We start from the raw sequence: 21903 nt of genomic DNA, 5'->3' as shown, positions 1-21903 counted from the left end.
TTCTCAGCCAGTTGGATCACCGACACAACTGGGCCGAAGGCGGGCCAACCCACCCGAAGAACCTGGTTTTCGCCTGTCGATCATGGTGGTGATGGTGCACAGAATTATGAACGCAAGGGCCCACCAACTACCTGCTCGCGAAGACTGTTCTTGTCCACCGGGAACTGTCTTATTTCCGTCTTCCCGTAGGGGACTATTTTTACTTTGGCTCAAAATGCACCAAAGGTATTATCCTCAACCGCCAAAATGTTACTTCCAGGTAAGAAATAGTCCCTATTTATAGATAGCTCCTGGCGGTTAATCCTGTCATCCTGGCTCTCGTCGAGCTGCAACTCTCGCATAGCGTGGTTGCTAAGGAGGTGTGCCCAATTGGATTACAAATACCTACACACTTGATCGGTGCTGCACGTTTCAGGGTCCGGGTGTGCGGCGTCCTGTCTGAGGTCCGCGATAGTGTCGCGCAGCACGGAGAGCTGCGCGATCTGCTGCTCGATCTCAGCGAGGCGCACGTCAAGCAGGTCGCGCACGTGCTCGCAGGGCGCCTGGCCGCCGTCGCGGATGTCGAGGATCTGGCGGATCTGGGCGAGGGTCAGCCCGGCGGCCTGGCCCCGGTGGATGAACCCGACCCGACCCACGGCATCCTCGGCGTAGTCCCGATAGCCGGAGGCCAATCGCTCGGCCGGAGGGAGCAGCCCCGACTCCTCGTAGAACCGCAGGGTCTTGGTCGTGGTTCCGGTTGCTTCCGCAAGCTGTCCGATCCTCATGTTCGCCGATTCCCCTTCCAATGGCCACCACACTTGACCTTCCATTGTACTGGAAGGTTCACAATGGTTCCATAGGAACTTTTGAACCACAGGGAAGAGACATCTGGAATGACAAACGAAAAGTTCGATCTGGCGATTATTGGTTCCGGCGGCGGAGCGTTTGCGGCCGCGATCCGGGCCACCGGACTGGGCAAGCGCGTCGTGATGGTGGAGCGCGGCACCGTGGGCGGGACATGCGTGAACACGGGCTGCGTCCCGTCGAAGGCGCTCCTGGCTGCCGCGGAGGCCCGCCACGTGGCGTTGGATTCGGCCCGCTTCCCTGGGGTGGCGGCCTCGGCGGGCCCGGTGGACATGCCGGCCCTGATTCAGGGCAAGGCCGCGCTGGTTGAAAGTATGCGCACGGAGAAGTACGTCGATCTGGCCGCGGACTACGGGTGGACGATGATCTCGGGGGACGCGTCGTTCACCGGAACCCAGGACGCACCGCTGCTCCGGGTGATCTCCCCGGATGGTGCAGTGAGAACGATCGAGGCCGGGCACTACCTCGTGGCCACTGGCTCCGCACCCTACGTGCCGCCCGTTCCCGGACTGGCCGAGGCCGGGTACCTGACCTCGACGACGGCGATGGAACTGGACGAGGTGCCCGAATCAATGCTGATCCTGGGCGGAGGCTATGTTGCCCTGGAGATGGCACAGCTTTTCTCCCGGCTGGGCTCCCGGGTGACCATGCTGGTCCGTTCCCGGTTGGCCTCGCAGGAGGAACCGGAGGCATCCAAGGCGTTGGCGGGGGTGTTCGCCGACGAGGGGATCCGGGTGGTCCGGCGGGCCATGGCCGACTCCGTGGCCTCCGGCCCGGACGGGGTCTCGGTGACGGCAAACGTGGCCGGGGGCGAGGAGGTGTTCCGCGCTTCCCGCATCCTCGTGGCACTGGGCCGCCGCCCGGTGACCGAGGGACTGGACCTTGACGCCGTCGGGGTGAAGACCGGCGCATCCGGCGAGATCGTGGTCGATTCCCGCCTGGCCACGTCCAACCCGCGGGTTTGGGCCGCCGGGGACGCGACCGGCCATCGGGAGTTCGTTTACGTCGCAGCGGCCCACGGCGCCTTGGCCGTGGACAATGCGTTCACCGATGCCCTGGCCGAGGTCGACTACCGGCACCTGCCCCGGGTCACCTTCACCAGTCCCGCCATCGGGGCGGTCGGGATGACGGAAAAGGAAGCTGTCGCCGCCGGGATCAGCTGCGAGTGCCGGGTCCTCCCCCTGGAGTACGTGCCGCGAGCCGTGGTCAACCGCGACACCCGCGGCTTCATCAAGGTTGTCGCGGACCGCGACACCGGACGGATCCTGGGCCTCTCCGCGGTGGCCAAGGACGCCGGGGAAATCGCCGCCGCCGGCGTCTACATCCTCGAAGCGGGCATGACCACCGCGCAGGTCGCCGCCGCCTGGAGCCCCTACCTGACGATGGCCGAGGGCATCAGGATCGCCGCCAAGGCCTTCACCACCGACGTCTCCGAGCTCTCCTGCTGCGCCTGAGCTCCAGCCCCCACTACCGAAGCAAAGGAATGCCCTGACCGCCACCGACCAGGCCCTCACCTATCTGTTGTCCCCGAGCACCACCGCACCGACCACGGCACCGCCTGAGTCCCCATCCCCATTCCTGGAAGGAACCACCAGACACCATGACATACCCGAGATCCCGCCGTTCTCTGTCCGTTCCCCGGCCCAGGCACCTCGCCTCCGCCCTGTTTCTGGCAGCGGTCATGGCACTGACAACCGCCTGCGCCAGCTCACCGGGCGGCCCGTCGGCCGCGCCAGGCGGTTCGTCGCCCGACGCGGCCGGTGCCGTTGCTGTTACGGTCTCCGACATTGACGGCACTACCCGGACCATCCCGGACGGTAAGCCCGCAGCACTGTTCTTCTTCTCTGCCGGATGCGGTGAGTGTGCGGAAGGGGCCGATTCCCTGAACAAGGCCTCCACGGCCCTGGGAAGCTCGGCCGACTACCTCCTGGTGGACGTGGACCCCCGAGAACCGAAGGAGACCATCAACGGATTCCGCGATTACATCAAGGCCCCTGAGCTCCCTGCCGTCATCGACACCGAGGCCACACTGACCACCCGGTACAAGGTCACCTCCATAAGCACCCTGGTGGTGGTCGACGCGAAGGGCGACGTTACCTTCCGGGCCACCGACCCGTCTGCGGAAAAGATCCAAGAAGAACTCACCAAGGCCGGTGCCCAATGACAGCCCTGCTTGCCCTGGCCTTCGCCGCTGGAATGATTGCCCCGGTCAATCCCTGCGGTTTCGCCCTCCTGCCCGCCTGGATAGCCCAGACCATCGGGGACGCCCGGACGCGCCCGCTCGCGCTGCGTCTGGCCCACGGGCTCCGGGCCGGGCTCGCGCTCAGCCTCGGCTTCGCCGGGACCCTGGCAGCCTTCGGGCTGATCGTCAGCGCGGGCGCCAGGACCCTGATCAGCGCAGCGCCCTGGCTGGGAATGGCCACCGGGGTGATCCTTCTCCTGCTGGGCCTGGCCATGCTCACCGGACTCACACCACGGCTCCGTCTGCCGGCCTGGGCCACGAAACCCCGCACACAAGAAGCCGCAGGGGCAGGTCACAAAACCGGGCGCATGGTGGCCTTCGGGATCGGATACGCCGCAGCATCCCTCGGCTGCACCCTCGGGGTGCTCCTGGCCGTGATCGCCCAAGCCCAGGCCGTCGCCAGCTACGCCGGGCTGCTCGCGGTCTTCGCCGCCTACGCCGCAGGCTCGGCCACTGTCCTGATGCTCGTTTCGGCAGGCACGGCCATCGCCGGGGCCGCCCTCGGGCGAAGAATCACCGGCCTGGCCAAGCACAGCAACCGCATCGCCGCCTTCATCCTCACCATAACCGGCGCCTACCTCAGCTGGTATTGGTATCCCGCCGCCACCGGCGGAACCGCACAGGCCAACAGCCTCGCCGTATGGTCAGCCGCCGCCAGCGCCTGGATCAGCGACAACAGCACCCTGATCGCAGCCCTCGCCGCAGCCGTGGTGCTCGCATCGGCATTGGCCGCCCTCAACCGGCGCAGGAGACTGCGCATCAGACAGGGAACGCCGCCCACAGGCGAGGGCCCCGGGCAAAGCGGGGAACCCGACTGCTGCACACCAACTCCGGACAACAACTCGACCGAGGACCGGCCAGGCACGATCCCGTAGCTGGCCGAGGACTCCCAAAAAGCAAGGGGGAGGGGGAACCTTGCCCATCTTCTGGCAAACGAGGCGCCCGCCTATCAGGACAGGTTGGTACAGCGGCATCAGGCCGGAAGTCAATTCGTGCAGAGGACTTCGGGCAATCCGTCAGGAGCCCTCTGTACCGCCCCCGCAATGACGGGAACGTCAGTGTGGTGGACTTCGGAAAGCCACAGTGACACCCACTAGTTGTACTCGACCGTGACGTTGGTGGCACTTTCGGTCTTGTGAAATAGCTAGGCCTCCTGGCTTAGTGGAGCTGTGTTATGTCCAAAAACCCTATGGACATAACATGGTTAGTGTTTGTGCTGATGGTGTCTATATTTCTCGGGGTAGAAGTGGGGTGTAGTGGTTGAGGAGGTTGCCTAAAAGCCCATGGCCTCAAGGGTAGAGGCCAGGCCCGAGCGATTGAGCTTTAACACGTGGCACATCCGCTTGACCGTGTACTCGGTTCGATGGTCATAGACAAACTGGAAGCGGATCACCAGCGTGTCTCTTCGGCAAAATATTTCGCGGCCTTACGCAGGATGTCGCGTTCTTCGCGCAGCTTAGAGACTTCTTTTTCTAGCTGGCGGATCCGCTCAGAATCAGTCGTCTCCTGGGCCTTGTCGCGCATGGTCTTCGTGCGGGCACGCTTGCCGGTGCCGTACTGCTTAAGCCAGGAATAAAGTGAGGAGCGATTGACTCCAAGCTCTGCTGAAGCCGCGTGAAGTGAAAGGTCCTCATTGTTTTCGTAGAGGGACACAGCATCACGTTTGAACTGTTCGGAGTACCTAGGCATGGTGGTAGATTACCTTTCTTCCCAACCCAACCGGGCTGGATATCAGGTGTCTACCTAACAGGGGTCAGGTCCCCTGGCCCTGCTCGTCGTCTGAAACGACAATTCGGATCGCCAGCGGTCGGGCGATTGACGCTGCCGCTGAAGCTCAAGTGTGGGTCGTTGATGGAAGTTACTACCAGGAGGGGGAGAGTGAGGCGGTGGGCTAGATCTCTTTTAGGCGATTCCGCTTGGAGGCGAAGAGAACGCCTCCGCCGGTGATGATTGCGGCGGCAACAAGGTAATACGCCGGGGCGAGTTGGTTGTCGGTTTTGTCAATGAGCCAAGTGGCGATCATGGGCGCTGTGCCGCCGAAGACAGCGTTTGCCGTGTTGAAGGTGAGAGCAAAGCCGGAAAGGCGAACATGGGTGGGGAACTGTTCGGAGAGGAAGGAGGGGAGGACGCCGTCGTTAAGCGCAAGTACGCCGCCGAGGCACACCTGGATGATGATGACCAGGAGGATCCCAGCGCCGTCCAGGAGCATGAAGGCAGGAACAATGAAGAGTCCCATGAAAAGTGCAGCACACAGCATGGTCGTGCGGCGACCCAGGCGGTCTGATAGCAGGCCGGTGAGAAGTGCGAAGCCGACATAGAAAGCGGAAGCGACCGATGACGCAATGAAGGCAGGTGTTTCCGCCATGCCCAGCTCCTGGGAGAGATAGGTCGGCAGGTAAGTCAGGATGACATAGAAACCGATGGCGTTGAGAACTGCGCCCGAGAAGGCGATTGCCAGGGCCTTGGGGTATTTGATGACCTCGCGAAGAGGGGATTCCTCCGTGTCATCTTGATTCTCAAAGCGGGAAGACTCATCGGCGTTGCGGCGAATCCACAGGCCGTAAAGGCCCAGGGGTAGTGCGATGAGGAAGGGGACGCGCCAACCCCAGGAGATGAGGGCATCGTCGTCAAGCACGCCGGTGAGTAGTGCTGCGATGAGGGAGCCCAGTAGCAGGCCGGATGCTGTGGCGGAAGGCACGATTGCGGCGTAGATACCCCGCTTATGCGTCGGAGCGATTTCTGCGAGGTGCGTGGCTGCCCCGGCATATTCGCCAGCCGCGGAGAAACCTTGGACCATGCGCGAAAGCAGAAGTAGCAGGGTGGCGGCGAATCCGATTGCTTCGTAGCTGGGGAGGAAGCCGATCACGGCTGTCGCCAGCGACATCATCGTGATCGATACCGTCAGGGTTTGAATTCGTCCGTGTTTGTCACCAAAGTGTCCCCACACAATTCCGCCGAGCGGGCGGACGAGGAAGGAAAGCGCAAAGAGTGCGAATGTCATGATGAGCGCGCGGCGCCCTTCCATCTCCGGAAAGAAGACTCGGGAGATAATGGCCGACATATAAATGTAGGCCGCATAGTCGAACCATTCGATGAAGGTTCCTATGAAGGAGGCCTTGATGGCGCTGCGGTGTTGTGTGGAATCGGGGTCTGGTGGTGCTTGGGTTGACGTGGACATAGCTTCCACCGTACAGAAACTATGTGTGTTCCACGTCACTTATGTTCCTAAACGTTCACGCTGTCCCGTTCGTTCTCATCAGCGTTCATGATGTCATTGACGCCACCCTCGGCAGCATCCCAGGTTGCTTGGTCTTGGATGCCGGCGCGCTTGGCTACGATCGTGGCACACAGTGCCTGACCGGTGACATTGACGGCGGTGCGGCCCATATCAATGATGGGCTCGATGGCGAGCAAGAGGCCGACGCCTGCCAGCGGGAGGCCCAGCGTGGAGAGCGTCAGTGTCAACATGACGGTGGCGCCTGTCGTGCCGGCAGTAGCTGCGGAGCCAATGACGGAAACGAAGATGATGAGAAGGTATTGGGTCGGAGAAAGGTCAATTCCGTAGAACTGAGCGATGAAGATGGCGGCGATAGCCGGGTAAACGGAGGCGCAGCCGTCCATCTTCGTGGTAGCGCCGAGCGGGATGGCGAAGGAGGCGTATTCGCGAGGCACACCCATGGCCCTCTCCGTAAAGCGCTGGGTAACCGGCATGACTCCCATGGAGGAACGGGTGACGAAGCCGAGGGAGAATACTGGCCATACGCGCTTGTAGAAGCCGATGATTGGAATGCGGTTGAAAGCAAGGACGGCAGGGTAGACCACAACAATGACAAGGGCGAGTCCGACATACATCGCGAGGACGAACTTGCCTAAGGAGCTCAGCGCATCCCAGCCATAGGTGGACACGGCTTTGCCGATGAGGGCGGCGGTGCCAATCGGGGCGAGGCGAATGATCCACCAGAGGACCACCTGGATAACCTTGAGGAAGGACTCGGTAAAGCGCAGGAAGGGATCGGCTGCTTTGCCAGCCTTGACCGCAGCGATGCCCAAGGCCAAGGAAATGACAAGGAGCTGAAGGGCGCCGAAGCTGAGGGAGACTTCGCCGTCGCTAAGCGAAGCTTTGAGTCCAAAGAAGTTGGCGGGGACGAGTTGCTGGAGGAATGCGGTCCAGGAGCCAACGTTGGAGGGATCGGCGGCGGTGGAGGCGTCGACAGTCGTGCCTACGCCTGGCTTCATCACGAGGGCGACGAGAATGCCAGCCAAGACGGAGAAGAAGGCCGTAATGGCGAACCATACAAGAGTGGAGATTGCCAGCGAGGCGGCGTTAGCCACCTTGCGCAGGTTGGCAACCGAGGTGACGACAGCCGCGAAGATGAGCGGCGGGACCATCACTTTGAGCAATTGGACGTACGCGCCGCCGACGCCGGACAAGGTATCGGAGAGCCACGAGGACTCCATGCCGGAAGCGATGAATCCGAGAATAAGGCCGATAATGAGGCCGGCGATGACCTGGGCGCCAAAGCCGGTGGCCCACGAGGGCAGCGTGCGCGAGGATGCGCGGGAGGAAGTGTCGGACACGAGATTTTCCTTCTAGACAGTGTTGTATAGAAATGGACCATTTGGTTCGGTAAAGTCATACCGATCGGTTCATTAGAACATGTAACACCGTACGCTGCCCAGAAATTCCCCCGCAAATTATGGGATGCGCTTGGTCCACTCGTCGTTGAGGAACTTGGTGTCGACGAGGTGGCGGGCGGCGGCGAGTGTGTCGTCGGAAAGCTCGGCGTCGACGGCGCCATAGCGGGTGGCAAACTCGGTAGCCATAGTCTCGATGATTTCCTCGCGCGGCACGCCGGTTTGGCGGCGCAGCGGGTCCACGCGCTTCTTTGCGCTGGCTAGGCCCTTGGAAGAGACCTTGACCTTGCCGATGCGCAAGACCTCCATCATCTTGTCTGCATCGATGTCATAGCTCATCGTGGTGTGGTGGAGCACCGCGCTCTTGCGGCGCTTTTGGGCGGCACCGCCAATCTTTCCGCCGTCCGACGTGATGTCATTAATCGGCACGTACCAGGCGTTGACACCAAGCTTTCCGAGCGCCGCGAGAACCCATTGGTCCAGATACTCGTAGCTAGCCTCGTAGGAATAACCGGCTACGAGCGAGTCTGGGGCGTACAGGGAATAGGTTACGCAGTTGCCGCCCTCCATGAACATTGCGCCACCACCGGAGATTCGGCGCACTGGAACAATGCTGTGCTTGTCGACGCCCTCCTGGTCCAACTCATTGGAATAAGACTGGTAGGAGCCGAAGACCACGGCGCGGTCTTCCCACTCCCAGAAGCGGAGCGTAGGGCCGCGTTTTCCTTCCGCGACTTCGTTGAGGAGGACCTCATCGAGGGCGACGTTGACTGGGGTTGGGAGAACTCCTGGGCGCAGGATCTCCCAGTTGTGGTCGGTGAAATCGGTACCGCCGGACAGTGCACGTCTAACTGTGACGGCAAGGTGGTGGGTGTCAAAACCGTGAAGGGCTACGGGGGAGTCGATTCGCGCAAGCGCGGCATCGAGCCGGGATTGAATCTCTTCTGTCGAGGTGGCTGTGGTGGTTCCGACCAGCGCCGGGGCTAGTGTCTCGTAGGCTTCTTCGGGTTCGAGGAAGAAGTCACCGGATACTTTCGCTGCGATTACGGTGCTGTCGGCGTCAATATCAAGATCGACGACGAGTAGTTTGCCGCCTGGGACTTTGAGTTCGAAGTGTTTCGTCTGGTTCATGATGTTCAGGGTACTCAATGGTGGAGTTATGATGATTGGGAATGTAGACCAATTAAGGAATGTGCCGAACGGGGTGGGGGTAGCTAACGTTTATTGGTTGTCCCTGTGGGTAACGTAAAGAATTGTATAGAGGATTGTTGTTGGGTGCTACGTTGTGGGGGCAGGTTGATGTCCTTGTGTTTCGGTCTGGGTATGGGGAGGGAGAGAGCTTCGTCGTTCTGATAAGCTTATGAGGTGCGTAAATAATCTCGTAATCTAATCGTTATAGCCAATGTGGCCTGCGGCAAAGCGCGATTTTTGCAATGGGATGGGCTACAGCGGTGGCACATTGTTTATTTGTCCGTATGGTGGGTGACAGCGCAAACGAAATAGCAAATCGCCCCCCACTTCTTATGGTATATGGGGGTGATGTTGAGATCTGTGGTTTGCCAGTTTCATATAGACCAAATATAGAAAGGTTTAGAGAAATAATGGGTAAGAATATCAAGGATCTGTTTAACGCAACCGCATACGACAAGACCGGCGACAAGCTGGGCTCTGTCAAGGAGGTCTTCGTCGACGAGCAGTCCGGTCAGCCGACCTTCGTTGAGGTCAACCACGGCCTGTTCGGCATGAGCTCCAGCTTGGTTCCGCTCCGTGGTCACGATTTCACCGGTGAAGAGCTCAAGCTGGCCTTCTCCAAGGACCGCATCGAGAACGCACCGGACTTTGACTCCGATAAGCCGCTGACTCCTGAGGCACAGGCGGACATCTTCAAGCACTACAACCTCGAGAACGCACAGGATGTCACCACCTACCGTGACGAGCGTGATGAGCGCGCTGGTGCTGCCGGTGCTGGTGTGGCTGGCGCTGGCGTTGCCGGCGCTGGAGCAGGTGCGCACGCTAAGGATGAGACCGCTGCTACCGACCGTATTGACACTGACCGCGCTACTGCTACCGGTAACGGCGTCTCCAACAACGAAGGTGAAGTTATCCGCTCCGAGGAGCGCCTAGACGTCAACAAGGAGCGCGTGGCCACTGGTGAGGCTCGCCTGCGCAAGTACGTCGTGACCGATACTGAGACTGTTGAGGTTCCGGTCGAGCGCGAAGAGGTTCGCGTCGAGCGCACCCCGATTTCTGAGGCTGACGCTGCCAACTACACCGGCACCATTGGCGATAACGGAGCAGAAGAAGCCTCCGTCACCCTGCATGAAGAGCGTGTGAACGTAGAGAAGAAGACCGTCCCGGTGGAGAAGGTTAACCTCTCCAAGGAAACCATCAAGGACACCGAGACCCACACCGAGGATCTGCGCAAGGAGCAGATCGATACCGACGGCATCACCGAGACCCGCAAGTAATCTCGGTTAAGGGCTAAGAGGCTGGAGCTGCAAAGCTCCGGCCTGCTGTCGTTTTAGTTCCTTTTCAATTTTTGCTGTCATGAACAGGGTGGAAAACATGGTGGCGAAGCAGTAGGTTTAAGGCATGTCACGTTTTAGCCCACTGAACTGGCCCGTCGTACGCCAAATCCGCAACAAGGATGCCTTCGGCCGCGACCTGTCTACGCAGTCAGCTAAGAGTGAGGACCTGCAGGGACGCACCGTCGATGCGGATCGCGTCGTGCAGTCGGTCTGCCCCTACTGCGCAGTGGGCTGCTCCCAGCGCGTCTACGTGAAGGATGACAAGGTCATCCAAATCGAGGGCGATCCGGATTCCCCGATCTCCCGCGGCCGCCTCTGCCCCAAGGGCTCTGCTTCTGAGCAACTCATTAACTCCTCGACCCGCATCACCACGATCAAGTACCGAGCGCCCTATGCCACTGAATGGCAGGAGCTCGACGAAGAAACCGCGATGGATATGATCGCGGACCGTTTTGTGGAGGCACGCGCGAGGCATTGGGAGGACGTCGATAAGCACGGGCGTCGTCTCAACCGCACCATGGGCATCGCCGGTCTGGGTGGCGCGACGCTAGATAATGAGGAGAACTACCTCATTAAGAAACTGTTTACCGCGACCGGTGCTATTCAGGTAGAGAACCAGGCGCGCATATGACACTCCGCCACTGTTCCTAGTCTAGGAACATCGTTTGGCCGCGGCGGCGCGACCCAACCGCTGCAGGATATGGCGAATGCGGATTGCATCGTCATCGAGGGTTCTAATATGGCCGAATGCCACCCCGTGGGTTTCCAGTGGGTCGTCGAAGCCAAGAAGCGTGGTGCGCGCATTATCCACGTGGATCCGCGCTACACGCGTACGTCTGCCTTTGCGAACCGCCACATCGGCATTCGCGGTGGCACGGACGTGGTGCTGCTCGGCGCCATTATCAAGTACGTTCTGGATAATGACCTGTATTTCCACGATTACGTGGTGAATTACACCAACGCGGCGTCGATCATCTCGCCGGATTTCCAAGACACCGAGGACCTGGAAGGCCTGTTCTCCGGGTACGACGCGAAGAAGGGCAAGTACGTCACGGACTCGTGGCAGTACGTGCAAAAGCCTGAGGGCTCCTCGTGGAACGTGGAGAAGGACATGACGCTGGAAGATCCAAACACGGTCTTCCAGATCCTCAAACGCCACTACTCGCGCTACACCCCGGAGATGGTGGAGGAGACCTGTGGCATTGCGCCGGAGGACTTCTACTACTTGGCAGACTCGATTGCGCAGAACTCCACCCCGGAGCGCACCACGTGCTTCGCCTACGCGCTGGGCTTTACCCAGCACACCCTGGGCGCACAGTTCATCCGAACCGCGGCGATCCTGCAGCTGCTCATGGGCAACGTGGGCCGCCCTGGATCGGGCATCATGGCCTTGCGCGGGCATGCCTCGATTCAAGGCTCGACTGATATTCCGACTCTCTTCAACTCGCTTCCGGGCTACCTGCCCATGCCGCACGTGGATCAGGAGACCTGGGCGGATTACCTGGATTCCTTCCGGCAGGAAGACCAGAAGGGCTTCTGGCAGTTGGGTGAGAACTACGCGGTCTCGCTCATGAAGTCCTATTGGGGCGACGCCGCTACCAAGGACAATAATTGGGGCTTTGACCTTATGCCGCGCCTGTCCGGCGCGCACTCGACCTATGAGACATTGCTGGCCATGCTGCGCAAGGAAGTGGAGGGCTACTTTGTCTTCGGTCAGAACCCAGCGGTGGCGCAGTCCAACGGTGGTATGCAGCGCCGCGGACTGGCCTCGCTGAAGTGGTTGGTTGTCCGCGATTTCCAAGAGATTGAAACGGCAAGTTTCTGGAAGGATTCGCCGGAAGTCAAGAACGGCGAGCTCAAGACCGAGGAGATCGCTACCGAGGTATTCCTCATGCCTGCGGCAACGCACGTGGAGAAGTCCGGAACATTTACCCAGACTCAGCGCATGGTGCAATGGCGCTTCCAAGCGACTCCGCCGCCGGGCCAGGCCCGCAGCGAGGCGTGGTTCTTCTACCACTTGGGCAAGAAGATTAGGGAGCGCTTGGCGGATTCGACCGACCCGCGCGACCTGCCGATTAAGTCCGTGACGTGGGATTACACCGAGGATGAACACGGCGATCCCAGCTCGGATGAGATTTTGCGTGAGATCAACGGCTACTACCTCGATGGGCCAAAGAAGGGCCAATTGTTGCCGAGTTTCACCGAGATGCGCGCCGACGGTTCTACCTCCGGCGGCTGCTGGATCTACACCGGCGTGTATAAGGACGGCATCAACCACGCCGCGAAGAAGGTCCCGGGCTCTGAGCAGAACGAAGTAGCACTCGAGTGGGGGTGGGTATGGCCGGCTAACCGACGCATCCTGTACAACCGCGCCTCCGCCAAGCCGGATGGCACTCCGTGGTCGGAGCGCAAGAAGTACATCTGGTGGGATGAGGACCAGGGCAAGTGGGTTGGTGACGATGTCCCGGACTTCCCGGTGACGAAGCGCCCGGACTATGTCGCGCCTGTCGACGCCGTCGGCCCCGACGCCCTCGACGGCGATGATCCCTTCATCATGCAGCCGGATGGCCTGGGTTGGCTGTTTGCCCCGAAGGGGCTGTCCGACGGCCCGCTGCCGACTCACTACGAGCCGCAGGAATCGCCGGTGCAGAATGCGCTGTACAAGCAGCAGCAATCGCCGACGCGGTTGACTATCAAGCGCGCGGACAACCTTTCCCGCCCCGAGCCAGGGGAGCGCGGTGCTGAGGTCTTCCCGTTTGTCTTCTCTACCTACCGTCTGACGGAGATGTATACCTCCGGTGCGATGTCGCGCCGCTTGCCTTACTTGGCGGAGCTGCAGCCGGGCTTGTTCTGCGAGGTGGACAAGGAACTGGCCGCCAAGCGTGGACTTGTCAACGGCGAGTGGGCCACTATTGTGTCGCCGCGTGGTGTCATAGAGGCGCAGGTTTTGGTGACGGACCGCATGGAGATGCTCACCATCAATGGTGAGGACTTCCACCAGATTGGTCTGCCCTTCCACTACGGAGAATCAGAGACCACCGAGGTGGCCGGCGATGGTGCCAACGATCTGTTGGGCCTGACCTTGGAGCCGAACGTGTTTATCCAGAACTCAAAGGTGGGCGCCTGCGATATTCAGCCGGGCCGGCGCCCGCGGGGCGAGGCACGAGTGCAACTCTTGCGCGAGTACCAAGAGCGGGCGCACCTTACTGTTGACTCGGGCAACCGGATCCTGGACGTCTCAGATGCTTTTAGCACGAAGAGCGATGCTTCTGAGGAGAACACCGGCGATGACGCCACCGCAGGCAATGTGGCGGACTATGAAGGCAAAGAAGGCTAAGGAGGACTAATGGCTAATCTTTTCACCGAAAAGGCTGATAAACACGGCTATGAGTCCTATCAGCGCATGGCGTTCTTTACCGATACCTCGGTATGCATCGGCTGCAAGGCTTGCGAGGTGGCCTGTAAAGAATGGAACCGCAACCCGGTGGAAGGCTATGCGGTCACCGGCAATTCCTATGACAACACAGGCTCGCTGGGTGCCAATACCTGGCGGCACGTGACCTTCATTGAGCAAAGCAATGAGCGTATTGAGCAGGCGCGCGAGGATGGGCGCAAGCTCGTCTCACTGGGTCTGCCCACAGTCTCCGCGCCAAGCGTCACCCCAGATACCGATGATTTTCGCTGGCTCATGTCCTCCGATGTGTGCAAGCACTGCACCAATGCTGGATGCTTGGACGTGTGCCCGACGGGCGCGCTCTTTCGTTCCGAATTCGGCACCGTTGTGGTGCAAGATGATGTGTGCAATGGCTGCGGGACCTGCGTTGCTGGGTGTCCTTTCGGCGTCATTGAGCGCCGCGATGACGGCGGCGTGACGCTGAAGGCGGACAAGACCGCCACCGTGGATTACGAGGTGCCTGACCACGCGGGTGTGAACGTGCTGGCAAAGCTGAAGCAGCTTAAGCCGCAAGGTCCAGACCATACGCCGGGACAGGCCATGCCGATCAAAAATTTGGGTGTAGCTCAGAAGTGCACCATGTGTTATGACCGGCTCAAGATTGGTGAACAGCCTGCTTGCGCTAAGACCTGCCCGACGGATTCTATCCAGTTTGGCCCTTACGAGGAGATGCTCGCGGCAGCGCAAGAGCGCGTGCGCGCCCTCCATGAGCAGGGGCTGACCGAGGCCCGTCTCTATGGCGCCAATTCCCAGGATGGAGTTGGAGGGACCGGGTCCATATTCCTGCTCCTCGATTCACCAGAGGTCTATGGTTTGCCGCCGGATCCGCGCGTGCCCACGGCGGATCTGCCGCAGATGTATAAGACTGCCGCGAAGGCAATTGGCGGCATGGCGTTAGCCGTGGCCGGGGCATTCATGTTGGGAGGCCGCAAGTGAGCGAATTTGATGAGTACCGCCCGCCGCAGGAGCCTAGGCGTCGTCGCGGCGGTGGCAAGAAGCGCCGGCGTGGACGAGTCGGCGCCGGCGCACAGGATGGGTCCAAAGAAGCGCGCATGGCGGAGGACTTCGAGTTCTCCTCGTATTACGGCAAGCCCGTAGTCAAGGCCCCGCCGTGGGAGTGGCCAATTGGTGGCTATCTGTTCCTCGGTGGACTTTCGGGAGGCTCGGCATTACTCGCCGCTGGCGCGCAGGCTACGGGTAACGCGCCTCTCAAACGTTCTACCCGATTGACGGCGTTCTCTGCGGCCTCGGTGGGCTCTGTCTTTCTGATCCTCGACCTTGGGCGCCCAGAGCGTCTGCTCAACATGTTCCGCGTTTTCAAGGTGACCTCTCCGATGTCCATCGGCTCGTGGATTTTGGGCAGCTTTGCTTCTGCCGCGTCGCTGCCTGCAGTCGTCGAGGCTGATGAGCTGGTCGGCGGTGTGCTGCCGAAACCGCTTCGCCGATCCCTTGATAAGGCAGCCGGCCCAGCGGGGGCCGTTGCGGGAGTTCTCGGCGGACCACTCGCTGGCTATACAGCGGTGCTGTTGGCTAATACCTCTAACCCGACATGGAACGATGCGAAGAAGCACTTGCCCTATGTCTTTGTTTCCTCGGCGTCGGCCGCGGCGGCGGGTGCCGCCATGGCCTTTACCCCGGTGAAGAACGCTGGGCCTGCACGCGCCCTGGGCATCACGGCCGCAGTGAGTGACCTAGTCGCGACGCGGATCATGGAAAATCACATGGAACCGGAACCCAGGCGGCCGCTGCATGAGGGATTGCCGGGAAAGCTCATGAAGGCTTCTGAATGGCTCATCGCCTCCGGTGGTGTGGGAACGGCCGTAGCTGCGGCGACCAAGTCACGCACCGTGTCGGTATTGTCCGGCCTTGCGCTCATGGCGGGATCTGCGTGCACCCGCTTTGGTGTGCTCAACGCGGGACTGGAAGCGGTGAAGGACCCAGCCACCACGATTGCTCCACAGAAGCGGCGTGCTGAAGCGCGGGGTGACTACGGCACTTCCGTCGTGACGGGCGGATAAGAACCCTCATTTTGTGACGGGAAAGAATTGCAAGAATGGCAAAGGGTTAGCAAAGAGATAGACCAATGTGATTGAGTAGAACGAGGTAAACATTCTCTCGTTCTCCCTAATCGTTCTGTTAAGGAATCATGTCTCTCTCCTTCTCCCAGCGCATCAAGCGTTTTTCCGTTGCTCTTTCCGCAACCGCTTTGGCCTGCAGTGCCGTGACCTTCTCTACCGCTACGGCCTCCGCAGACCCGCACCGCGGCGCCGACGCCGTGTTCTTCGGTGATTCTTTCTTTGCTAACCCCGGCTACAAGCAGGTGGCTGGCGTGCGGTCCGATCTTGTGCGTGCGGGCCTCAGCAGCATCGAGGGCAGCGGCTCGGAAGCAGGCGCTCCATCACCACAAGGCTGCCCGCAAGGAAAGAAGACAGTGGCCGCGGAGTACGGCAAGATCACGGGGCGCTCGGTGGCGAACTATGCCTGTTCGGCCGCCAAGGCTAGCGGGGGCTCCTTCCGGAAGGACTTTGATCAGCAGGTCGTTGGTGCCATTGCCAATAAACACCTCACTGCCGATACCAAGAGTGTCTTTGTGCAATTCGGCGCCAATAATCTGCAGGACATTGCTGTCTCGCAATTTAATAATGATTCCTACCGGCAGGCCATGGTGAATAACACGAATCGCATCCGTCAGGCTGCGCCGCATGCCACCATCACGTTTGTGGGGTACCCAGCTATCTCTGCCGCTAATGGCGCGATGTGCCCCGTGCGCTCTGGTACCAGCAGCGAGGTGGGTTTCAACATGGATGTGCTGGGCTTGGTTCGTTTGGGAGAGGACACCATTAACTCCGCGATGCGCACTGCGGCCTCCGCTGCTGGTGCCAATTACGTTGACCTCCGCCGCGCTTCCATCGACCACAACATGTGTGCTCCGGACTCTATTCGCTGGGTATCCGGCATCAGCGAGAAGTCCGTGACACACAATTTGTCCAATCACCTCACGCATGCCGGAGTCGATGGCGTCGCGCGCATTCTGAGCGCGCGTTCCTAAGCAGAGATAGAAATCCGCGCCTCACCCGGCACGGTCCGCCCGATAACTGGGTAGCCGGGTACCTCGCCGATGAGGAGGAGGCCACCGGAGGTTTGGGCATCGGCGAGGAAGACCAGGTCCTCTTCGCTCAAGTCCGAATCGAGGTGGGGGCGGACCCAATCTAGATTGCGGCGCGAGCCGCCCGGGATGAAGCCCTCCGCCAGGGCTTCCTTGGCGCCGTTCACCGCAGGAACAGCGGAGAAGTCGAGCTCGGCGCCGATACCGGAGGCACGGCACATCTTGTAGAGGTGGCCCAAAAGACCAAACCCGGTGACGTCGGTTGCTGCACGCACTCCTGCCTCCACCGCTGCCGCAGCTGCATCGCGGTTGAGCGTGGTCATGGAATCTACCGCGGCCTGAGAAACCTCACCGGTGGCCTTGTGCTTATTGTTGAGGATGCCCACACCAATCGGCTTGGTCAGCGTGATGGGAAGACCAGCCTCGGCGGCGTCATTGCGCATAATCTTGTCGGGGTGGACGGTGCCCGTGGCAGCCAAACCATAGGTGGGCTCCGGGGCGGTGATGGAGTGCCCGCCAGTAATCGAGATCCCTGCTTGGCTGGCCACATCCATGCCACCGCGCAGGACCTCGCGCAATATATCGAGGCTGAGCTTTTCGCGCGGCCAGCCCACGAGGTTGATGGCGGTGATGGGCGTGCCGCCCATGGCGTAGACGTCGGAAAGCGCATTAGCTGCTGCCACCCGGCCCCAGTCATAGGGGTCGTTGAGCATCGGGGTGAAGAAGTCCGCGGTGGAGATGACCGCCAGGCCGTCCTGGATGCGTACGGCGGCGGCATCGTCGCCGTCGTCAAGCCCCACCAGCACGTTGGGGTCCGCGGTGCCTACCAGGCCCGCCACAGCAGATTCGAGCTCACCCGGGGGAATCTTGCAAGCACAACCGCCACCGGCGGCAAAGGACGTAAGTTTAATGTCAGTCATAAGTACTACTTTAGCCCCGTGTAAGGTGAGCAGACGGAGGCGTACGTGTCCTGGTGGGCGCCCCGGTCTTCAAAACCGGTGAGGCCGAGTATCTCGGTCTGGCAGGTTCGATTCCTGTCCGTCTCCGCCATGAGCGCAGCTAGGAGGAACTTTGATGACTGACCCCCGCCGCTTCATCCCGAAGATGGATGAGATCCTCCAGTACCCGGCAGTGCGCACTGCGCAGGAGCGCAGTGCACCCCATAAGGTGCGCGCGATCATCGACGCCGTGCTTGCCGACGCCCGCTCCGGATCCCTCGACCCCACCCGCTTTCAGCAGGAGCTGGCCGACAGACTCGAAAGCGCACAGCCCTATTCCTTGCGCCGCGTCATCAATGCCACCGGTGTGATCATCCACACGAACTTGGGTAGGGCGCCATTGCCACCAGCCGCGGTGGACGCGCTCGCAGCCGCAGCCGGCTATACGGACGTTGAGATGGACTTAGACAGCGGTCAGCGCTCGCGGGATAGGGGACGCGGCGCGGTCGAGGCTGTCCTGGCTGCCTGTCCCGGCGCGGAGGACGCGCTGGTGGTTAACAATGGAGCATCCGCGCTGTTGCTGGCGACCGCCGCCCTGGCCCCCGGCAAGGAGCTCATCATTTCCCGTGGCGAACTTATTGAGATTGGTGCGGGCTTCCGTCTGCCGGAGCTCATCGAGTCCACGGCCACCCGCTTGCGTGAGGTTGGCGCGACGAACCGAACTCACCTGGCGGACTATGAGCGGGCCTTGGGGGAGAACACCGGGGCGATACTCAAGGTGCATCCCTCCAACTTTGTGATCAGTGGCTTCACGTCTTCTGTGTCGGTTGCTGAGTTGCGTGCGCTTACGGATGTGCCACTCATCGTGGATATCGGATCCGGGTTGCTCACTCCCGATGCGGTGCTGCCTGAGGAACCCTCGGCCAGCGAGGCTCTTCGAGATGGCGCAGACGTGGTGCTCTTTTCGGGGGATAAGCTTCTCGGCGGACCGCAAGCCGGCGTGCTGGTGGGAAAGAAGGAAGCGATCGCCGCGTGTAAGAAACATCCGCTGGCGAGGGCGGTGCGCATCGATAAGCTGCGGCTCAACGCCCTTGAGGCCTCCCTTGCCGCTCCTTCCAATGCCGTGCAGAATGCGCTGCACATCGACGCTCAGCGCCACCGCGAGCGCACCGAGAAGGTCGCTGCGGCGGTAGGCGGCGTGGTTGTCGAGCATGCCGGGCGTGTTGGTGGCGGCGGGGCGCCCGAGGTACCGCTGCCAGGCTGGGCTGTGGCGTTGCCAGAAGAGCTGGCCCGTCCGCTGCGGTTGGGCGAGCCTCCTGTGGTGGCGCGCGTGAACCAGGGCCGCTGCCTGGTGGATGTGCGCTGCGTGCCGGAGTCGCAGGACGCGGAGCTTATTGCTGCGATTCAGGCGGTGATGTAGGTGTACGTTGTGGCTACCGCCGGCCATGTCGACCACGGCAAGTCGAGCCTGGTCAAGGCATTGACGGGGATGGAGCCGGACCGCTGGGAGGAAGAGAAGCGGCGCGGCCTGACCATTGACTTGGGCTTCGTGTGGACGAAGCTTGACTCCGGCGCCGACGTGGCTTTTGTCGATGTGCCGGGGCATGAGAAGTTCCTGGGCAACATGCTGGCCGGGGTGGGGCCCGCGCCGGTGGTGCTCTTTGTGGTGGCGGCCGATGAAGGCTGGCAAGCGCAGTCTACTGACCACCGGGATGCCCTGCGCGCCGTGGGAATCGAGCACGGAGTGGTGGCGCTGAGCCGCGCGGACAGGGCAGATGCCGCCCGCCGCGCTGAGGTAGCCGCGCAGGTCAAGGCAGAACTGGCTGGAACAGCGCTTGCCGACGCTCCCATAGTCGAGGTCTCCGCAAAGACCGGCGAGGGCGTGGGGACATTACGCACTGAGTTGGACCAGGTACTCGCCGCTATGCCCGCGCCTGATCCCCAGGCGCGCGTGCGGTTGTGGGTCGATCGCGGCTTTAGCGTGAAGGGTGCGGGCACCGTGGTGACAGGAACGCTGGCGGCGGGGACTGTCTCGGTGGGGGATGAGTTGGAGCTTCATGGGCAACGCGTGACGGTGCGCGGAGTGCACAGTGAAAACAAGTCGGTGGATAGCGCCGGTCCAGTCACGCGCGTGGCCCTCAACCTTCGCGGGGTGGCCGCCGACCAGGTTCATCGCGGGGATGCACTGCTGAGCCCTGGGGGCTGGCGGGCGCTCGAAACCGTGGATATTCGCCGCACCTTTGGTACTGAGATGGCTGAGCTTCCCCAGAACCTCGTGGTGCATATCGGCACCGCGGGCGTTGGTGCCCGTCTGCGGCCATTAGGAGGTGAGTTCGCGAGGTTGACACTGGAAAGCCCGCTATCTCTCACGCTGCTTGATAGGTTCGTGGTGCGCAGCCCCGGCGGGCGACATGTAGCGGCAGGCTTCGAAGTCGTGGACATGCACCCGGCCGCGCTGAGTAGGCGCGGTGCAGCGAAGAAGCGCGCAGCTGAGCTAGAAGCCTTAGAACCGACCAACCCGTCCGAGTGGCTCAAGCGCTGCGGCTACGCTTCGCGCGACGACCTCCTGCGCGATGGCTTTTCGGTGGAGGAAAAGCCGGCAGGGGTCATTGTTTTCCGCGAGTGGTGGATTGCCGCCCGCCAGGTAACCGCGTGGAAGAATGCCCTCGTTGAGGCAGTGGAAGCACATGCTGCGGCGAACCCGCTGTCCCCGGGGCTGACGAAGGCAGCGGCCATGGACGCGCTGAACCTATCGGAGCCGGCCCTGCTGGGGTTGGCGGTAGCGGCAGCCAAGCTCGAATCAGTAGATGGTGTGCTGCGCGTTCCCGGCAAGACCGTCGACCTTGGCCCTGCGGAGAAGGCAGTAGCTGAGCTCGAACAACGCCTGCGCGCTGAGCCCTTCGCTGCCCCGGAGGCAGAAGACCTCAAGGAATTGGGACTGGGCCCCAAGGAGCTCGCCGCCGCCGAGCGCGCCGGGCGCCTGCTTCGCCTGGCCAAGGGCGTTGTGCTTCTGCCTTCAGCTCCGCGTGCGGCTTTCGATGTGGCGGCACAGTTGGAACAGCCCTTCACCCTCTCGGCGGCACGTCAGGCCCTGGGCACGACGCGCCGGGTTGCTGTCCCACTGTTGGAGCACCTCGATGCCACCGGCGCGACCCGCCTAGTCGAAGGCAAACGCTTCGTGTGTGGGCCAAGGGAAAGAGCACCAAAGTAAAGGCACCATTTGCGGGCGGGTTTCAGAGAAATCCCAGGTCAATGAATTAGTGTAAGCGCATAAGGTGCCAGTTAAAAGGTGTCTTTAGGGGACGTGAAGGTACGCGAGCCGGTGGGCAGTGGTGAGGCAAGGGGATCCGCAGGCGTGGTGAACTCCCAGTCGGCATCAGGGTCGAGTGCCGGCGGGATGGCGGGATTGTTTGGGTCGACCGGCAGCGGCGGGACCACAGGTGCGAAGAGCTCGGCAGACTGAGCCGGGGCAGCAGGGTCTTCGGGGGCGAGGGGAAGGTCCACTGCGATGCGGCCCGCGGCAGCATAAGCCCGAGCGGCCAGGGAAGCACCTGATTGGGAGGCGGCCGCGAATGCGGTGGCCAGCGCTGGGGTATCGGAGAGCTCCCCGCACGGGCCGAGGACGAGGTTGTCGTGGGTGGCGAGGACGGTGTCGTCGAGAAGCGCAAGCGTCACGAAGAGCTGTTCGGTTCCCATCTCGCGCAGCTGATGTGTAGTGAGCTCTCCCTCCGCGACACGAACGAGAGCGCCGTGCCCACCGCTGAGCAGGGCAGTACCCGCTGGCTGATTGTTCGCGGGAATCATCCACGGGTCGAGCCCCAGAGCAACGGCCACCTCCACCTCACCGTCCACGATCTCGACGGTCGCATGTGTTGCTGGAGTCATCGCCGCTGTGCGCAGCCGGTTCAGCGCTGGATACTCAGCGGACTCTTCGCCATCGAGCGCACCGAGAAAACCGAAATCCGAGCGCACGCGCCAGCCACCCGTAGTGGGGTCGGGGAGCAAGGAAACGTCGACGAGCGCAGGCTGCTGCGCCAACCCCGGAATGCTCAACGCGGTAGAAAAGTTGACGTGCTCAAGAATCGCGACGTGCTCGACACCAAAATAGGACGGAGCCAGCGGATACAGCACCATGGTTGCGACAGTCACCTCGTGAG

General features: G+C 61.6%; 16 protein-coding genes, 1 tRNA gene and 1 pseudogene. 11 read left to right on the top strand and 7 right to left on the bottom strand.

Annotation, left to right across the window (positions count from 1 at the left end; all coding sequences use genetic code 11):
- Positions 1 to 374: 374 nt before the first annotated feature.
- Positions 375 to 764 (bottom strand): heavy metal-responsive transcriptional regulator, encoded by a 390-nt coding sequence (locus HMPREF2781_RS08250; protein WP_004601215.1) that lies wholly within the window; start codon positions 762 to 764, stop codon positions 375 to 377.
- Positions 765 to 872: 108 nt separating this feature from the next.
- Here HMPREF2781_RS08250 and merA point away from each other — a divergent pair, with 108 nt between their 5' ends.
- The 3 genes from merA to HMPREF2781_RS08235 all read left to right on the top strand — a co-directional run bounded on the left by merA (position 873) and on the right by HMPREF2781_RS08235 (position 3960).
- Positions 873 to 2297: a mercury(II) reductase gene (merA, locus tag HMPREF2781_RS08245; RefSeq protein ID WP_046648249.1), complete on the top strand. Its 1425-nt coding sequence runs from the start codon at positions 873 to 875 to the stop codon at positions 2295 to 2297.
- A gap of 227 nt (positions 2298 to 2524) precedes the next feature.
- A complete protein-coding gene (locus tag HMPREF2781_RS08240) occupies positions 2525 to 3007 on the top strand; it encodes a TlpA family protein disulfide reductase (RefSeq protein ID WP_083308548.1) in 483 nt (160 codons plus the stop codon).
- Entirely contained in the window at positions 3004 to 3960 is a 957-nt protein-coding gene (locus HMPREF2781_RS08235) for a cytochrome c biogenesis CcdA family protein (RefSeq protein ID WP_005326045.1), read from the top strand. The genes HMPREF2781_RS08240 and HMPREF2781_RS08235 overlap by 4 nt, the downstream gene beginning before the upstream one ends.
- A gap of 434 nt (positions 3961 to 4394) precedes the next feature.
- On the opposite strand, the pseudogene HMPREF2781_RS08230 reads toward HMPREF2781_RS08235, so the two are convergent.
- The 4 genes and pseudogenes from HMPREF2781_RS08230 to HMPREF2781_RS08215 form a co-directional block, all read right to left on the bottom strand.
- Positions 4395 to 4774 (bottom strand): annotated as a pseudogene (locus HMPREF2781_RS08230) (transposase); the annotation flags it as partial.
- A gap of 202 nt (positions 4775 to 4976) precedes the next feature.
- A complete protein-coding gene (locus HMPREF2781_RS08225; RefSeq protein ID WP_070645313.1) occupies positions 4977 to 6263 on the bottom strand; it encodes an MFS transporter in 1287 nt (428 codons plus the stop codon).
- A 47-nt stretch (positions 6264 to 6310) separates the two neighbouring features.
- Positions 6311 to 7663 (bottom strand): dicarboxylate/amino acid:cation symporter, encoded by a 1353-nt coding sequence (locus HMPREF2781_RS08220; RefSeq protein WP_070446994.1) that lies wholly within the window; start codon positions 7661 to 7663, stop codon positions 6311 to 6313.
- A gap of 117 nt (positions 7664 to 7780) precedes the next feature.
- Complete coding sequence (locus HMPREF2781_RS08215) at positions 7781 to 8851, bottom strand: lipoate--protein ligase family protein (RefSeq protein ID WP_070645310.1); 1071 nt, start codon at positions 8849 to 8851, stop codon at positions 7781 to 7783.
- 470 nt (positions 8852 to 9321) lie between these two features.
- Here HMPREF2781_RS08215 and HMPREF2781_RS08210 point away from each other — a divergent pair, with 470 nt between their 5' ends.
- From HMPREF2781_RS08210 to HMPREF2781_RS08185, 5 genes are all read left to right on the top strand, one after another.
- Positions 9322 to 10188, top strand: a complete 867-nt coding sequence (locus HMPREF2781_RS08210) for a PRC and DUF2382 domain-containing protein (RefSeq protein ID WP_070645308.1) — start codon at positions 9322 to 9324, stop codon at positions 10186 to 10188.
- Positions 10189 to 10312: 124 nt separating this feature from the next.
- Positions 10313 to 13585 carry a formate dehydrogenase-N subunit alpha gene (gene fdnG / locus HMPREF2781_RS08200; protein WP_246821817.1) on the top strand — a complete coding sequence of 1091 codons (3273 nt, stop codon included), beginning with the start codon at positions 10313 to 10315 and terminating at the stop codon, positions 13583 to 13585.
- 9 nt (positions 13586 to 13594) lie between these two features.
- Entirely contained in the window at positions 13595 to 14638 is a 1044-nt protein-coding gene (locus HMPREF2781_RS08195; protein WP_070645302.1) for a 4Fe-4S dicluster domain-containing protein, read from the top strand.
- A complete protein-coding gene (gene nrfD / locus HMPREF2781_RS08190) occupies positions 14635 to 15720 on the top strand; it encodes an NrfD/PsrC family molybdoenzyme membrane anchor subunit (protein ID WP_070446985.1) in 1086 nt (361 codons plus the stop codon). Before HMPREF2781_RS08195 ends, nrfD begins: the two co-directional genes overlap by 4 nt.
- Before the next feature lie 128 nt (positions 15721 to 15848).
- Positions 15849 to 16751: a GDSL-type esterase/lipase family protein gene (locus tag HMPREF2781_RS08185; RefSeq protein ID WP_070645300.1), complete on the top strand. Its 903-nt coding sequence runs from the start codon at positions 15849 to 15851 to the stop codon at positions 16749 to 16751.
- Here the strand turns inward: HMPREF2781_RS08185 and selD are convergent.
- Positions 16748 to 17728: a selenide, water dikinase SelD gene (gene selD / locus HMPREF2781_RS08180; protein ID WP_070446981.1), complete on the bottom strand. Its 981-nt coding sequence runs from the start codon at positions 17726 to 17728 to the stop codon at positions 16748 to 16750. The two genes, HMPREF2781_RS08185 and selD, sit on opposite strands and share 4 nt — an antisense overlap.
- Positions 17729 to 17763: 35 nt before the next feature.
- Here selD and HMPREF2781_RS08175 point away from each other — a divergent pair.
- The 3 genes from HMPREF2781_RS08175 to selB all read left to right on the top strand — a co-directional run bounded on the left by HMPREF2781_RS08175 (position 17764) and on the right by selB (position 20957).
- Positions 17764 to 17858: transfer RNA gene (locus HMPREF2781_RS08175), tRNA-Sec, on the top strand.
- Between the two features lie 24 nt (positions 17859 to 17882).
- Positions 17883 to 19166: an L-seryl-tRNA(Sec) selenium transferase gene (selA, locus tag HMPREF2781_RS08170; RefSeq protein ID WP_210386019.1), complete on the top strand. Its 1284-nt coding sequence runs from the start codon at positions 17883 to 17885 to the stop codon at positions 19164 to 19166.
- Positions 19167 to 20957 carry a selenocysteine-specific translation elongation factor gene (gene selB / locus HMPREF2781_RS08165; protein ID WP_070645296.1) on the top strand — a complete coding sequence of 597 codons (1791 nt, stop codon included), beginning with the start codon at positions 19167 to 19169 and terminating at the stop codon, positions 20955 to 20957.
- 71 nt (positions 20958 to 21028) lie between these two features.
- On the opposite strand, the gene HMPREF2781_RS08160 is transcribed toward selB, so the two are convergent.
- A complete protein-coding gene (locus HMPREF2781_RS08160) occupies positions 21029 to 21895 on the bottom strand; it encodes a hypothetical protein (RefSeq protein ID WP_246821815.1) in 867 nt (288 codons plus the stop codon).
- Between the last annotated feature and the right edge of the window lie 8 nt (positions 21896 to 21903).

The organism is Corynebacterium sp. HMSC062A03 (assembly GCF_001811145.1).
Lineage (GTDB): Bacteria > Actinomycetota > Actinomycetes > Mycobacteriales > Mycobacteriaceae > Corynebacterium > Corynebacterium aurimucosum.
This window is presented reverse-complemented; position numbering and strand designations above follow the sequence as displayed.